This window comes from Devosia ginsengisoli, assembly GCF_024707105.1.
In the GTDB taxonomy this organism is placed as follows: domain Bacteria; phylum Pseudomonadota; class Alphaproteobacteria; order Rhizobiales; family Devosiaceae; genus Devosia; species Devosia ginsengisoli_A.
Genome location: NZ_JANQAJ010000009.1, coordinates 254070 through 268917, shown reverse-complemented (window position 1 = coordinate 268917; position 14848 = coordinate 254070). Strand labels below are relative to the sequence as shown.

Annotated in this window: 14 protein-coding genes; 9 read left to right on the top strand and 5 right to left on the bottom strand. The window is 62.5% G+C overall.

The annotated features are described in order from the left end of the window. Positions 1–78 precede the first annotated feature (78 nt). Together NVV79_RS11205 and NVV79_RS11200 are read right to left on the bottom strand one after the other, a co-directional pair. The gene (locus NVV79_RS11205; RefSeq protein ID WP_303989240.1) at positions 79–1098 is read right to left on the bottom strand and encodes an SIS domain-containing protein; all 1020 of its coding nucleotides are present in this window, start codon (positions 1096–1098) and stop codon (positions 79–81) included. A 12-nt stretch (positions 1099–1110) separates the two neighbouring features. Further along, positions 1111–2016, bottom strand: coding sequence for an N-acetylglucosamine kinase (locus NVV79_RS11200; RefSeq protein ID WP_303989237.1), 906 nt, complete (start codon positions 2014–2016; stop codon positions 1111–1113). A 244-nt stretch (positions 2017–2260) separates the two neighbouring features. On the opposite strand from NVV79_RS11200, the gene NVV79_RS11195 reads away from it, so the two are divergent. From NVV79_RS11195 to NVV79_RS11170, 6 genes are read left to right on the top strand one after another with little or no spacing between them, the layout of a single operon-like run. Further along, complete coding sequence (locus NVV79_RS11195; protein WP_303989234.1) at positions 2261–3199, top strand: ABC transporter permease; 939 nt, start codon at positions 2261–2263, stop codon at positions 3197–3199. Further along, positions 3196–4065, top strand: coding sequence for an ABC transporter permease (locus NVV79_RS11190; RefSeq protein ID WP_303989232.1), 870 nt, complete (start codon positions 3196–3198; stop codon positions 4063–4065). The genes NVV79_RS11195 and NVV79_RS11190 overlap by 4 nt, the downstream gene beginning before the upstream one ends. Next, the gene (locus NVV79_RS11185; protein WP_303989230.1) at positions 4062–5057 is read left to right on the top strand and encodes an ABC transporter ATP-binding protein; all 996 of its coding nucleotides are present in this window, start codon (positions 4062–4064) and stop codon (positions 5055–5057) included. Before NVV79_RS11190 ends, NVV79_RS11185 begins: the two co-directional genes overlap by 4 nt. Further along, complete coding sequence (locus NVV79_RS11180; protein ID WP_303989229.1) at positions 5057–6049, top strand: ABC transporter ATP-binding protein; 993 nt, start codon at positions 5057–5059, stop codon at positions 6047–6049. Before NVV79_RS11185 ends, NVV79_RS11180 begins: the two co-directional genes overlap by 1 nt. Positions 6050–6058: 9 nt before the next feature. Beyond that, positions 6059–7174 (top strand): mandelate racemase/muconate lactonizing enzyme family protein, encoded by a 1116-nt coding sequence (locus NVV79_RS11175; RefSeq protein WP_303989227.1) that lies wholly within the window; start codon positions 6059–6061, stop codon positions 7172–7174. 29 nt (positions 7175–7203) lie between these two features. Beyond that, positions 7204–8208 carry an aldo/keto reductase gene (locus tag NVV79_RS11170; protein ID WP_303989224.1) on the top strand — a complete coding sequence of 335 codons (1005 nt, stop codon included), beginning with the start codon at positions 7204–7206 and terminating at the stop codon, positions 8206–8208. Positions 8209–8211: 3 nt separating this feature from the next. Here NVV79_RS11170 and NVV79_RS11165 read toward each other — a convergent pair whose 3' ends face one another. Further along, positions 8212–9444: an ROK family transcriptional regulator gene (locus NVV79_RS11165; RefSeq protein WP_303989221.1), complete on the bottom strand. Its 1233-nt coding sequence runs from the start codon at positions 9442–9444 to the stop codon at positions 8212–8214. Positions 9445–9660: 216 nt separating this feature from the next. On the opposite strand from NVV79_RS11165, the gene NVV79_RS11160 reads away from it, so the two are divergent. Then, positions 9661–10599, top strand: coding sequence for a LysR substrate-binding domain-containing protein (locus NVV79_RS11160; protein ID WP_303989218.1), 939 nt, complete (start codon positions 9661–9663; stop codon positions 10597–10599). Here the strand turns inward: NVV79_RS11160 and NVV79_RS11155 are convergent. Both NVV79_RS11155 and NVV79_RS11150 read right to left on the bottom strand, forming a co-directional pair. After that, complete coding sequence (locus NVV79_RS11155) at positions 10596–11852, bottom strand: D-amino acid dehydrogenase (protein ID WP_303989215.1); 1257 nt, start codon at positions 11850–11852, stop codon at positions 10596–10598. The genes NVV79_RS11160 and NVV79_RS11155 overlap by 4 nt on opposite strands. 36 nt (positions 11853–11888) lie before the next feature. Next, positions 11889–12371 (bottom strand): RidA family protein, encoded by a 483-nt coding sequence (locus NVV79_RS11150; protein WP_303989213.1) that lies wholly within the window; start codon positions 12369–12371, stop codon positions 11889–11891. 315 nt (positions 12372–12686) lie between these two features. Here NVV79_RS11150 and NVV79_RS11145 point away from each other — a divergent pair, with 315 nt between their 5' ends. Together NVV79_RS11145 and NVV79_RS11140 are read left to right on the top strand one after the other, a co-directional pair. Continuing rightward, complete coding sequence (locus NVV79_RS11145; RefSeq protein ID WP_303989211.1) at positions 12687–14291, top strand: ABC transporter substrate-binding protein; 1605 nt, start codon at positions 12687–12689, stop codon at positions 14289–14291. A 58-nt stretch (positions 14292–14349) separates the two neighbouring features. Then, positions 14350–14769, top strand: a complete 420-nt coding sequence (locus tag NVV79_RS11140) for a VOC family protein (protein WP_303989208.1) — start codon at positions 14350–14352, stop codon at positions 14767–14769. Positions 14770–14848: the final 79 nt, after the last annotated feature.

The window sequence follows — 14848 nt, the reverse complement described above, 5'->3', positions numbered from 1 at the left end:
CCGCCTTCAGTACTCGACCCTACCTGTCGGCTTGCTGCCGGCCGGGTGTCGGGCCGTCATAGTTGGGGCGGCCTTTTACTATGCCGGTTTTGGTTGTTCGGCACGGCGCTTGGTGTCGGACTGCGGATATCTGAAGCGCGTGTCGGTCAGACCGGCAGCATCCTGCATCTCGGCGACAATCATCTGGATGGCCACGATGGTGGCGACTGCGCGGGCAATGGGATTGGCGACTGCCGGCAACTGCATGTGGGTGGCTCCCGAAGGGACGGGCGGCTGGCTGGTCAGCAGAATGCTGGTGCAGCCAAAAGCGGCGGCCTCGGCGGCAATCCGGGGTTCATCGCCATCGCCCAGCGCGATAAGGCCGGTGCGATTGTCCTGCGATTCCATAGGACCGTGCAGATAGTTGCGGACTTCCCACGCAAAGGCCGGCAGTCGTACCGCCTCGCGGATCAGGATGGCGCCTTCACCTGCCGTTGCCAGTTCAAGTCCGCCGCCTACCAGATCGATGGCGCTGCAATCGGCAAGGCGCCGGGCTGCCTGAATCGACGGCTCGACATTGTCGTGCAGCAGGCCGGCGATCGTCCGGGGCAGGGTGGTCAGTTCGGACGGGATGCCGGTGCCTGACAGGGCATGCGCCAACAGGGCGATGGCCAGTAGCATGCCAGTATAGCCTGTGGAGCTGGCGCCATTGTCCGCACCACTTTCGGTGGCGATCATGATATCGGCCTGTCGGGCCAACGGATTGTCTGCCGCACGACAGAGTGCCAGTCGGGGCAGGCCGGCGCTGAGCGTTGCGGCATCAAGAATTTCGGCGCTTTCGCCGGAGGCCGACATCAGCATGATGCCGCGATAGAAGTCACCCGCACTGGTATCAAGTTCAGCGGGATACAGCGCGTGGGCCGAAATGCCGGCCTGACGCAGATATTGCGCCCCGGCCAGCGCGACCTGATAACTGGCGCCGATACCCACGAGCGCCAGCGGCCCCTGGCGGAATGACGCCAGCCTGGAGTCGTTGGCCAGCTCGGAGAGAGTGGAGAGGCAGGTGGCGAGACTCTCCGGCTGGCGGGCGACTGCAGCGCGGTAGCCAATGCGTTCCATGATGTCCTCGGATCAGTGAATTGGATCGGTCGTTGTCAGGCGACGGGCGAGGGCCAATGCCCCCTGCACCGGAGCGGCCTGCAACAGAAGGGTGTGGCTTGAGGGATTGCGTGTCGCCATGGCGGTGCGAAAGGCCTGCATGAGGCGCGGTTGCTGGGCGATCACTCCGCCGCCGGCCACGACATGAGTCGCATCGGCCCCACGCTCGATGAGGATGGAGACCAGGCTGGCCAAGGCATCCCCGGCGCGGTCGATGACGGCGCTGGCCACGGCAGATCCGGCCTCGGCGGCCTCGAACACCACCGGTGCATGCCGGCCCCAGGCCACGCCGTCACCCATTTCATGCAGGCGTCGGCCCAACTTGATCGGATCTTCCAATCCCAAAGCGGCGAGCAGCATGGGGATAAGGGGGTCGTTGTGCTGCCCGTGATCCAGCGCCGACCGAACTGCGCGCGCGGCGTCGCGGACCAGGGTCGGCGCGCTGCCCTCGTCGCCCAATAGCCAGCCCCAACCGCCCGCGGCCAGCATCCGGCCATCGGCGGAGCGGGCCACTGCGATGGATCCGGTTCCCGAGACGACGCCGATTCCATTGCTGAATCCGGCAGCGGGGACCAGCAGTTCACAGTCGTTGACCACCAGAACCGGACAGACAATTTTGTCGGAAACCGCGTCCTGCATCTGGCGGCAGTGCAAATCCGTGTCGCAGCCATGGGCGCCGATGGCCAAGGCGGCTGGAGCCTGACCGGCGCAGAGGATGGCGACCATATCGGCCAATGCGGTCGCATTGGCCGCCAAGTCGGTGCTGCGCCAGTCGGCTGTCTGCAAAATGCGTTCGGCCAGAAGATGGCTGCCATGCGCCGCGACGAGATGGGTTTTGGTGCCACCGATATCAACGCCAACGACAAGCTGGTTATTCATCAGGCGTCCTGTTCGGCCCAATGCGGGCTAATAGTCTGCGGCCAGTCGGCCTTATCGTTGAATTTCAGGAGCACCTTAGCGAGCTCTCCTGTTGATCGCAAGTTAGTTCGGAATTTTGCCGAACTAACTAGCCAGCGCTTAGAAACTATGATTTGGTAGCGGCGTCAAGGCTTGATGGAAAGCGACTTGCTGGCCTGCTGCGGACACGGATAAGGCTGACCCCCAGAAGGGAAACGGGTGTGACATGCTGAGACTGATCATGGGGCGGGTTCTGGACGCTGTACCCACCATTTTGCTGATCTTGACGCTGGTGTTTGTCGCCTTGCGCCTATTGCCGGGTGACCCGGCCCGCGTCGCCCTGGGCGACTATGCCACCCAGGAGCAACTGGCGTTGTTCCGGCAGCAAATGGGCCTCGACCTGCCGCTGTGGCAGCAATATTTCGTCTTCCTGTGGGATATGGTGCGCTTCGATTTCGGTCGTTCACTGACCTCCCAAACCCTGGTGTCCGAGCTGATCGGGCGGAACCTGCCCTATACTATCGAGCTGACCTTGAGCGCAGTTGCCCTTGGGGTTCTGGCGGGGATTCCGATGGGTGTTCTCGCCGCGGTCAAACGACGCAAACTGGCCGATTCCGGGGTGCGGGTATTTTCTCTGGTCGGCTATGCCATTCCGGATTTCTATCTCGGAGCGGTGCTGTTGATCGTGTTCTCGCTCAATCTGGGCTGGTTCCCGATCAATGGTGCCGGGACCGATCTGTTGAGCCGCCTGCATCACCTCGTCCTGCCGGCGGTCACGTTGGCCTGTATCAAGGCCGCATTCGTCGCCCGGCTGACGCGGACGTCGCTGCTCGAGGTGCTGGGCAAGGACTATGTCCGCACCGCCCGTGCCAAGGGTGCCCGCGAACCGCGCGCCATTTATCGTCACGGCCTTCGCAACGCCATGATGCCGATTGCCACCGGCATCGGCCTCAGCCTGTTGGCCACCCTGTCGGGTTCGGTGGCGATCGAGCTCGTCTTCAACCGTCCCGGCATCGGCGAAATGCTGATCAGCGCCATCGCGCGCCGGGACTATCCCGTCATTCAAGGGGGTGTCGCCGTGTTTGCCTTTCTCGTGCTGCTGGTAAACCTGCTGGTGGACCTGGCCTATGTCGTCATCGATCCGCGGGTGAGGGTAAGCCGATGAGCGAGGTTGTCCAAGTGGCCAGCGAGCCACCCCGCCGCGCGGTGATGCGCGAACTGCTTTCTGGCAATGCCACGGTGCTGGGGTCCGGGCTAGTCGTCGTGCTGATGGTGCTGATCGCGCTGTTTGCGCCTCTGCTGGCGCCGATGGACCCGTTGACCCAGAGCGTGTTCAAGATCAACCAATATCCGTCCGCCGAGAACTGGCTGGGAACCGACCAATTTGGTCGGGACGTGTTGTCGCGCCTGATTTACGGCTCGCGCAACTCGCTGGTGGTCGGGCTGGTCTCGCCGATCATTGCGGCGCTGATCGGTACTACCCTGGGCGTAGTGGCCGGGTACTATGGCGGCATTGTCGATCGGCTGCTGACCCGGCTCAACGACGCCATGCTGTCGTTTCCCGAACTGCTCCTGGCTATCATGATCGCCTCGGTCCTTGGGGGCGGCTTCTGGAATGTGGTCGGCGTTATCGCCCTGGCCTTCATTCCCAGCTTCGCCCGTGTGGCGCGCGCCTCCACTCTATCCGTGGTGCAGGAAGCCTATGTCGAGGCGTCGGTCGCAGTGGGGCTGAGTTCACCGCGCATCATCATTCGCCACGTGCTGCCTAATATCGCCGCACCCATCCTGGTGTTGCTGACGCTCTGGGTGGCTTCGGCCATCCGGCTGGAAGCCTCGCTGAGCTTTCTCGGCCTGGGCACGCAGGCTCCGGAGCCCAGTTGGGGCAACATTATCCGCGATTCCCTCAACAACATCTTTGGCTCGCCCTGGCCAATCATTGGCGCCGGCCTGCTCATCACCGTGGTCGTGCTGTCATTCAATGTGCTGGGTGACGCGCTGCGCGACGCGCTCGATCCGGAGACGCAATCGTGACCCCGCTGCTCAAAATCGATGACCTGGCGGTGGACTTCATCAGCAGGGGGCAGGTTACCCGCGTGGTCGATGGGGTCAGTTTCACGGTGAATGCTGGCGAGGCGGTTGGTCTGGTCGGTGAGTCGGGCTCGGGCAAGTCCCTGACCTCGCTGGCTGTCCTGCGCCTCATCCCCGTGCCGCCGGGCCATATTGCGCGCGGCCGCATCGAGCTCGATGGCGTCGACCTGCTGCAACTGCCTATCGACCAAATGCCTGAAATCCGAGGTCGCAAGATCTCGATGATCTTTCAGGAGCCGATGAGTTCGCTGAATCCGGTGATGACCGTGGGCGATCAGGTGGGCGAGGCCATCCTGTTGCATCAGCGCATGTCGAGGGAAGAGCGACGGGCACGGGTCGTCCAACTGTTGAAGATGGTAGGAATTCCCGATGCCGAGGCGCGCCTGCGGGCCTATCCCCACCAGTTTTCCGGGGGAATGCGCCAGCGGGTGATGATCGCAATGGCGCTGGCCTGCGAACCACGACTGCTGATTGCCGACGAGCCGACCACGGCGCTGGATGTGACCATTCAGGCGCAGGTGCTTGGGGTGATGAACACCATCCGCCAAGAGACCGGCACGGCCATCCTGCTGATTTCGCACGATCTGAGCGTGATTGCCGAGGTCTGCGATCGGATCGTCGTCATGTATGCGGGCCGGGTGGTTGAGACCGGTCCAGTGGCCGCCATCTTTGATGCGCCGGCTCACCCTTATACCGATGGTCTGCTGCGCTCGATCGTGCGGGCCGGACATGAGGCGCGCCGCCTCTATCAGATTCCGGGATCGGTGCCGCCGGCCGGCACGATCAAGGCGGGCTGTCCGTTCGAGCCGCGCTGTGCGCGCAAGGTCTCGCGCTGTGCGGTGGAGATGCCGCCAATGTTCGACCACGGCTCGGGGCATGGTGCGGCCTGCTGGGTTACGGCGCCCGCCAATGCGTCCGATGGGGAGGTCCGGTGATGGCCGAAAATTTGCTGCGGGCCGAAGGCCTGGGAAAGACTTTTGGCGGTGGGCGACGGTTTGGCAAGGAGGTGCCCGGCGTCCGCGCCGTCGATGATGTCTCCTTCGACATAGCACGTGGGGAAACGCTGGCCGTTGTCGGCGAAAGCGGGTGCGGCAAGTCTACACTGGGACGCCTGCTGCTGCGCCTTATCGAGCCGACCAGCGGCACAGTTCAGCTCGACGGAATTGATATCACGGCCTTGCCACGCCACAAGTTGCGCGCGGTCCGGGCCAAGGCGCAGATCATTTTTCAGGATCCTTATGGCTCGCTGAGCCCGCGGCGGCGCGTCGGAGATATCGTTGGTGAGCCGCTCGAATTGTTCGAGCCCGGCCTTACCGGCGCGCAACGGCGCGAGCGCGTCGCCGGCCTGCTGGAGCAGGTCGGGCTCTCGGCGTCGATAATGGACAAATATCCCCGTCAGTTTTCCGGGGGGCAGCGCCAGCGCATCGGCATTGCCCGGGCTATCGCGCTCAATCCCGCCTTCATCGTCGCCGACGAGCCGGTTTCGGCACTCGACGTTTCCGTGCAGGCGCAAATCGTCAATCTGCTGCAGGACTTGCAGGAGCAGCACGGCTTTTCCTATTTTTTCGTGGCGCATGATCTGGCGGTCGTGCGCCATTTCGCCGACCGGGTCATGGTGATGTATCTCGGACGCGTGGTCGAGATCGGCCCCAAGCGGGCCGTCTACGATACACCGCACCATCCCTATACGCAGGCGCTGCTATCGGCTGCGCCACAACCCGATCCGCACCGCAAGGCGCGAGCCATTGTGCTCAAGGGCGACGTGCCGAGTCCGCTCCGCGTACCCCCCGGTTGCCATTTTCATACGCGATGCCCGTTGGCACAGCCGGTGTGCCGCGTGGAGAGACCGGCCTTGCGCCAGATCGCCGAGGGTCATCAGGCCGCCTGCCACTTTGCCGCCCCCAATCCCATTCCTCTTGTGTCCTGAGCGTCAGCCATGAAAATCACTGCGATCGAAACTTTCCAGCTGGAGTGGCAGGAGCCGGGGCAAGGGGTGCGCAGCGCCTTCATCCGCGTTCAGGGCGAGGATGGCCTGTTTGGCCTGGGCGAAGTCTCGCCGATGCAAGGCGGGCTGGCGTCGCTCACCGTTATCGCCAATGACATGATTTCCGACCTTGTGGGCCATCATGTGCTCGACCACGCCGTGTTGCTGGATCGCCTGCTGCACAAATGCATCAAGCTTGGTCCGGAAGGCGTGGTGACCGGTGCTATTGCCGGGCTGGACATTGCACTGTGGGATCTCAAGGGCAAGCTGCTGGGCCTGCCTGTTTACAAACTGCTGGGCGGCGCCTGGCAGGATCGGTTGCCCTGCTATGCCTCAATGGGCGGCGGCGCGGCCAAGAGCGCCGAATGGCTGGTCGAACACGCCGTGCGGCGGATCAAATCGGAACGTCCGGCGGCACTCAAATTGCGCCGTGATGGCGACCGGACCCGCCAGGATCTGGATATTGCCGGCGATATTGCCAAGGCCCGCGCCGTGCGCGAGGCGGTCGGCGATGACTTCCCGTTGGCGTTCGATGCCAACAACGGTTACTCGTTCGGCGCTGCCATCCGGGTAGGGCGGGCGCTGGAAGAGCTGGGCTATATCTGGTTCGAAGAGCCGTTGCAGCATTACAACGTGGCGGCGACGGGCGAGCTGGCGCGCCGGCTCGACATCACGGTTTCGGCGGGCGAACAGACTTATACGTTGCAAGGCGTCAAGGATCTGATCGAAGCCGGCGTCCGCATGGTGCAGCCTGACATCATCAAGATGGGAGGCATTACCGGCCTGATGCAATGCCAAGCAATCGCTGCCGCGCATGGCGTCGAACTGGTGCCGCACCAGACTCAGCCCAGCATTGGCCACATGGCCAATGTCCATATGCTGTCTACCATCATGCTGCGCTCCAAGCCCATCGAGTTGTGCGATGGCTGGGAACGCGCCGATTCAGTTTTCCGCAACCCCTCGCGGCCAGTGGATGGCCACTTCATCCTGCCGACAGCGCCGGGATTGGGGCTTGAATTCGACGCCGCCGAAATGGCGCGTCGTAGCATTCCAGTGCGGGCACAATAGTCCCGCGTCTAACAAAGAGGAGCAGCAAAATGGACTATCGTCAGTTGGGCCGCAGTGGCCTGCGTGTGTCGGAATTATGCCTAGGCACGATGATGTTTGGCAATCAGACCAGCGAACAGGATGCCATCGAAATCATCGCAGCCGCCAAGGATAGCGGCGTGAACTTCATCGACAGCGCCGACGTCTATAATGGCGGGGCTGCCGAGCAGATCGCCGGCAAGGCGATCAAGGCCAATCGCAGTGACTGGGTGCTGTGCTCCAAGATGGGCAATAATCTGGGTGGCAATCCCAACAGCCGGGGGCTGTCGCGCCATTGGGTGCTCGAGGGTACTGAAGCCTGCCTCAAGCGCCTCGATACCGACTATCTCGACGTGCTGTGCCTGCATCGGGAAGACCGCGACGTGCCGCTGGAAGAAACCATGCTGGCCGTCGCCACCCTGGTGCGCGAAGGCAAGGTCCGCTATTTCGGCCTCTCCAACTTCCGGCCCTGGCGCGCCGCCATTATCTGCAAGATGTGCGATGATCTGGGGATCGACCGGCCGGTAATGTTCCAGCCGCAATACAACATGCTCAACCGTACCGCCGAGTATGATCTCATTCCGCTCGCGCTGCATTATGGCGTTGGCCTGGTACCCTACAGCCCATTGGCGCGTGGCGTGCTCACCGGCAAGTATAGGCCCGGTGTCGAGCCAGATCCGGATAGCCGTGCCGGCCGCAAGGACGCGCGCATGCTGGCGACCGAATGGCGCGAGGAATCGCTGCGCATCGCCGAGGACGTCGCCGCCTATGCAGACAAACGGCAGACAAATTCGGTCACGCTCGCAACGCAGTGGGTGCTGGCCAATGCCTCGGTCTCCTCGGTCATCGCGGGCCCACGGACGCTGCAGCAATGGCAGGGCTATGTTCAGGCGCTGGATTACGACTATACCGCGCAGGACGAAGCAACGCTGAGCGCCATGGTGCCGGCCGGGCACGACTCCACCCCGGGCTATATTGATCCGGCTTACCCTGTAGAAGGTCGCGTGGTCCGCTAAGCGTCAGCTCCTGCGCTGCCGGGTTGTCGGCAGCACAATTGCCGTAGTGGGATCGCCAGTCAGTTGGGCAAGCCCGTACTGGCTGGCGATGCGCATGGCGCCTAGTGCAGTGGCATCGTCGCCGAGCGTGCCGACGGTGATATCGCTCGGCCAGGTCAGCTCGCGCACCACGCGACTGACCTCGCCAACCAGCATTGGATTTTGCCCCACGCCACCACCCAGGACGATACGACCTGGATCGAACATGCCGATGCACGCGGCCATCAACCTGCCAATGTCGCGGGCATGCCTGTCCACCCATGAGCGTGCGGTCTCCGAGCCCGCGGCGGCCAGCTCAAACAGCTCCCGAGCGCTTGGTGGCGGTGCGCCGGCATCCGCCGGCCAGCCTGCGGCAACACGCGCCATGAAGGCGGTAGCGCCCAGATAGTGCTCCAATGCCTCCCGCGTCGGAACCTCGCTCTCCGACCAAGGAAAGGGGATGCGCCCCACCTCACCGGCAAAGCCACCGGCACCGCGGAACAGCTTGCCACCGATAACCAGTCCGAGGCCGATGCGAACCCCCACCTGCAGGTAGGCAAAGACATCGGCCTCGCGTGCCGCGCCAAAGCGATGTTCGGCAATGGCGGCGCAATTGACGTTGTTTTCCAGAATGATCGGCGCCCGCAGCCGCTTGCGCATTGCAGACAAGACGTCCTGCAGCGGGGCCAGCGTGTCTTTCAGCCGGTGCTCGGAAATACTGAGAGGCACAGCGACGGCAATGGCGCGCAACGGGCCGGGATGGCGTCGCGCTTTCGGCGTCACCTGCCGCATCACCTCGTCAACTACGCCGGTCAGCCTATCGTTGGCGGCAATGTCGGCGGCCGCGATAGGGTGCGTCGAGGCGCCCAAGCGCTCGTCATCGAGACCATAGGCGAGGGCCCTTACCTGGGTCGCACCGATATCGACGCCCACGACATAGCCCGCGCCGGGGCCAAGACCATATATTTGTGCCGATCGGCCGGTCGCACCCTTGTGGACACCCTTGGCGGCGACCAGCCGAAGCGCGTCCAGTTCGGCGACCGCCGCCGACATGGTGGGTTTGGACAGTGCCAGCAGTGCCCCCAGTTGCGGGCGGGTGACCGAGCCATATTCGGCAATGGTACGCAGCACGGCTCTGGCGCTCTCGGTCAGCGGCGGCGAGGCCTCCTTGGTCGGAGTTTTCATCGTCCGCTGTTCGTCGATTGCGCGGCGCAGCATGCGCTTCTCCATCAGTCCGTTCGGCGCACCATAGCCAGATTTAGGGGCAACTCAACCACCCCGGGGGAGACTGCGGTGCGGCCGGAATATCCAGCAAGACAGGAACAATGTCTTGTCAGGTAACGACAAATCGCGCAATCTGGTTTAGTTAGGTATTTTTACAAACTATACCCGTGACTGCGGGGCGGCGGAAAGCCCCGGCAGATCGGAGCGGCCATGGCCAACAAGCTGACGCACCGCCATATCGAGGTTATTCGAAGCGTGATGCTGACTGGCTCCGCTACCGGTGCCGCCTCGAGCCTGCATGTTACCCAGCCGGCGGTCAGCCATGTTCTCCGCGATATCGATGGGCTGCTGCAATTTCCGTTGTTTGACCGCCAGCAGGGGCGGTTGGTACCCACGGCGCGTGCCAACATACTGTTTGCTGAAATCCAGCGTGCTTTTGTCGGTCTGGACCGGATCAATGATGTCTGCCTGCAACTGCGGGACGAGCCGGAGGCGATCATTTCGGTGGCGCTGCTGCCGGTATTCGCCGTCGCTGTGCTGCCCCGGGTAATCGCGCGCTATCACGAGCAGATCGACCACAGCTATTTCCGGGTTGCGGCTGCCAGCAACGAGCAGGTGCTGGGACAGGTGTCGTCCCGCCAGGCAGATATCGGCTTTGCACTGACAACCACAGATGTTCCGGGCGTCAGCCGTGTGGTGTTGCGGAGATTCGATGCCTATTGCCTGCTACCGGCGCGCCATCCGTTGGCTGGCCAGACTGTGGTGCATGTCAATGAATTGGATGGGTTCGACATGATCAGCGTGCCACGGGCCGACAGGCTGGTCGATCCTGCCGCTGCGGTATTTGCCCAACACGGCGTCCAGCAGCGGCAGGTGATCAAATGCCCCAGTGCCATGGCGGCATGCGCCATGGTCGAGGAGGGGCTGGGTTTCGCTATTCTCGATCCGATTGCGGCCCACCCGTTCCGCCGCTCCGGCATCTGGTTTGCCCGGCTTGAACCGGCAGTCAGTTTCGAGTTTTGTGCCTATTGGACCGAGGGCCATGCGCCGGGTTTCAACCGCGAGCGGCTGGTTCAGTTTGCCCGCGAGCGCTGCGCGGAAATTGCCGACGCGCTGCTACCACCGGCACCCGACTTTCTGCCAGCCTAGAAATAGCGGCGTTCGGGAGCATAAAGCCCGGGGTCGATCTCCGGCGTCCGGTTGCCGATCAACTCGCAGATGAGCCGCGCCGATCCGCAGGACAGCGACCAGCCCAATGTGCCGTGACCCGAATTGATCAGCAGGTTATCCAGCCTGGTTCGTCCGACCACCGGCACGCCATCGGGCGTCATCGGTCGTAATCCTGACCAGTGCATGGCGTCTGCCGCACCGGGGCAGAAAGGAAACATTTCCAGCAGCCCATCCAGCAGGATTTTGCCCCGGTCTGCGTCCAATGTCGTCGAGTGGCCGGCAAATTCGGCGGTGCCGGCAATCCGCAGCCGGTTGCCGAGGCGTGAGAAGCCCATTTTGCGAGAGGCATCGATCAACGAAATGGTGGGAGCGCCGTCCCAACCATCGACTGAGACCGTGGCTGAATAGCCTTTCACGGGATAGATCGGTAAATCGATGCCGACCTGGCGGCTCAACAGCGGAGAGTAGCTGCCGAGACACATCACGTAGCGATCTGCCTGCAGGCGGCCTTTGTCGGTCACCACGCCGGTGATCGACCGGCCGTTCGAGGTGATGGATTCTATGCGGGTTTGGTAGTCGAAGGTTACGCCGAGCCGCAGGGCCGCGGTGGCAAGGGCCTGCGTAAAACTCAGGCAGTCGCCGGTGCGGTCCGCTTCGGCATAGATGCCGCCGGAAATTTGGTGGCGTTGATGAGTGAGCGCCGGCTCAAGGGCTATGCAGGCTTCGGCGTCGACGGCGTGTTTGCGCATGCCGGCCGCGTTCTCGACCGCGACATGGGCCGCAGCGGCGTCAAAGGCCTGCTGACTTTTATGCACCACCAATATGCCCTTCCGGAGCTGGTCAAACTCCAGGCGCTCGTCGGCGACAATGCGGTCGAGTTCGCGGATGCTCGACATCGCCAGATGGTGCAGTGAAATCGCGTTGTGCGTCCAGCGGGCCTGCGTGCAATTGAGCAGGAATTGCGGCCCCCAGCGCCAGAGACCGGGGATGGCAGATAGCCGGAGCATAAGCGGAGCATCCCTGCGCCCGAACCATTTCAGCAAGTTGGTCGGCACGCCCGGCGCGCTCCAGGGGCCCCCGCCGTGAGCGACGAGCTGGCTGCCATTGGCAAAGCTGGTTTCAAGACCGGCCGCCGCCTGCCGCTCGACAACCCTGACCGTGTGACCTTCCTGCGCGAGGCAATAGGCCGTGGCTACGCCGACAATGCCGGCGCCCAATACGATGATGTCCATGTCTGTCATCCTTGCGGAGGTGAAGCCGCAACTGCCTCAGTCAATCGGGCTGCTGATGCCGATATGGGCCTGGGCGACGATCTCGATGAGGCCGCCTGGAATCAGATTGCCCGCAACCAGTGAGGCTCTGTTGGGGTAGGGGCTCTTGAAGTAGCCAGCATATACCTCGTTCATGGCTTTGAAATTGCTGGCATCGGTCAGATACACCTGAATTTGCACGACATCGTCGATGCTTCCCCCGGCGGCCTCGAGCGCGCGTTTCAGATTGTCCAGCGTGACCTTGGTCTGCTCGGCTATGCCGCCCTTGGCGCAGGTCCCGTCGGGCAGGCAGGCCCATTGAACGGTATACAGGATGCCGTCTGCCTCGATGGCCCAATCGGAGGGAACTTTTGAATCGGGAAGTCCGAATTGTATCTTCTTTTTCATTTGCCGCTCGCTGTGCTGATTTCGATAGGGAGTACGGGGCTGGCGGCCATGCCGACAAATGAGATTTTCTAATGCCGCATCGAACAAACTCATGTGACAGCTATCGCGGCGCTGTGGTTTGATCCGGGCCGGACAGTCGGCAAATGACGACCGCGTCACTGGTGTGAAGCAGGGTGTGGCAAGCTCTTGATTGGAGCGTTTTCCGCTCGCTTTGGCTATGCCATAACTTACTGAATTAGTTAGATAATAATGCCAAAATGACTGATATCTAACTTAGTTCGGAATTTTTACAAACTAACTAGCCAGCCGCATTGAAATGTGATTTCCTGTGATTGGGATCGTAGCGGTCCACCGGGATAGAGGGGGCGGCGCCATGCGCGCTGCATGGAGAGGAAGGAAGGTATGACTATGGGTACTTCACGTCGCGAATTTCTGCTGATGTCGTCAGCGGCAGGGCTGGCCGCCAGCTTCGGCCTGGCACCCTACAAGGTGCTGGCTCAGGACAGCGGGAGGATTGTTCTGGCCACTGCCGCGCGAGCGCCGGTCACGCTCGATCCGTATCGTTCAGCCAGCACGACGGGAGATACATGGGCGATCTATCATCTGTATTCGTCGCTGGTTGGTCCCGCAGATGGTGCTTTCGGGCTGACGCCAGACGACTTCCTGCCGCTATTGGCCGAGAGCTACGACACTTCGGCCGACGCCATGACCTGGACCTATCGGCTGCGTCACGGGGTGCAGTTCCACAAGGGTTATGGCGAGCTGACCGCCGAAGACGTGCTGTTCACCTTCGGGCGGATTCTCGACCCGGAAATCATCGTGCCGGACAAGGTTTTGTTTGCGGTCATCGACAGCGTCGAAGCGCCCGATCCGTACACGGTGGTATTCACGCTCAAGCAGCCGGACCCGCTGTTCAATGCCATTATTTCCAAGACCACTGGCGTCATCCTGTCGCGCAAGGCCTATGAGGAGAAGGGCGAGGCGTATAATTTCGATCCGATCGGCACAGGTCCGTATCAGCTCGAAAGCGTCAGCGACACCGACGGCGTCGTGCTGGTCGCCAATCCCGACTATTTCGGCGAGAAGCCGGCCACCGAGCGTCTGCACATCACCTATGTTGCCGATACCACGGCGCGGACGCTGGCCTTCGCTTCCGGCCAGGTCGATATGATGGAAGGCGTGCGGGCGCCGGGTTGGGTCGACACTATGCTGCAGCGCGACCCGAATACCGTGTTCGATACCACCGAGCCGGGGGCTTCGGTCTTCCTGTTCCTCAATCTGACGCGCAAACCACTTGACGATCTGCGCATTCGCCAGGCGTTCCGCTACGCGATCAATAACGAGCAGATCGCCGCGGCCTATCAGGGCATTGCCACACCGATGGTGGGGATCACCGCACCACCCTTCCCGGGCGCCGTGCACCGCGAAACCCTGCCCGAGGAGCTGCGTTACGACTACGATCCGGAGCGGGCCAGGGCGCTGGTTGCCGAGGCGGGCTTCCCTGACGGCGTCACCATCCCCTGTTACACCAGCCAGCGCGAAGATTACGCCGCCATCATGCTGATGATTCAGGAGCAGCTCCGCGCCGCCAATATTCATCTCGACCTGAGCATCATCGATCACTCGACCATGCATGCCCAGAACGCCCAGGATATGAACGCGCTGACGCTCTATATCACCAGCTTGCCGCCGGTGCCGACGCGCGCATTTGTCAGCCACCTGGTGTCGGCATCCGACGTCAAGCCCACGGGCGATGGCGGCGTGAACTACGCGCATTACGGTGTCGCCATCCCCGGGGTCGACGACCTGATCGACAAGGCCATGGTGGAGGCAAATTTCGAAACCCAGGTGGCGCTGGTCGAAGAGGCGGAGCGTCGAGTTCTTACCGATTTGCCGATGCTTGGCATTGTCACCCTGTCCGCCATCCTGGCGCGCAATCCAAGGGTTGATCTCGGTTACGACCTGCATTCGGGCTATGCCTACTGGTCGCTCGCCAAGGCCCGCCGGGTTTAAATTTCGGTGCCTGGGCCAGAGGCGTCCGGGCACTTTCCATAACGCTGAGGAAAACGCCATGAAGTACTGGCACGCCATGCTGCGCATCTCAAATGTCGAGGACAGCCTGCGATTTTTCTGTGAGGGCCTCGGTCTGGTCGAGACACGTCGCCAGGAGGTTGAGGCGGGGCGCTACACCAATATTTTCGTCAATACGCCGGGCGATACCTCCGCCCAGATCGAGCTGACCTATAACTGGGACCCGCAGGACTATCCGGGTGGGCGCAATTTCGGTCATTTGGCGTTCTGGGTCGATGATGTCTACGCCATCTGCCAGCACCTGACGGAAATGGGCTACACCATCAACCGGCCGCCGCGCGACGGCTACATGGCCTTTGTCCGTTCACCCGATGGCATCTCGATCGAGCTGCTACAGCGCGGCGAGCGTCTTGCGCCCCAGGAGCCCTGGGCATCGCAGCCAAATACCGGCTCCTGGTAGCCGCCGGCCAATCCACCAATATCGCCGATCCTTGCAGCCCCGCCCCGCGGGAACGGGATCGCTTGTCTCGGAGACTCCT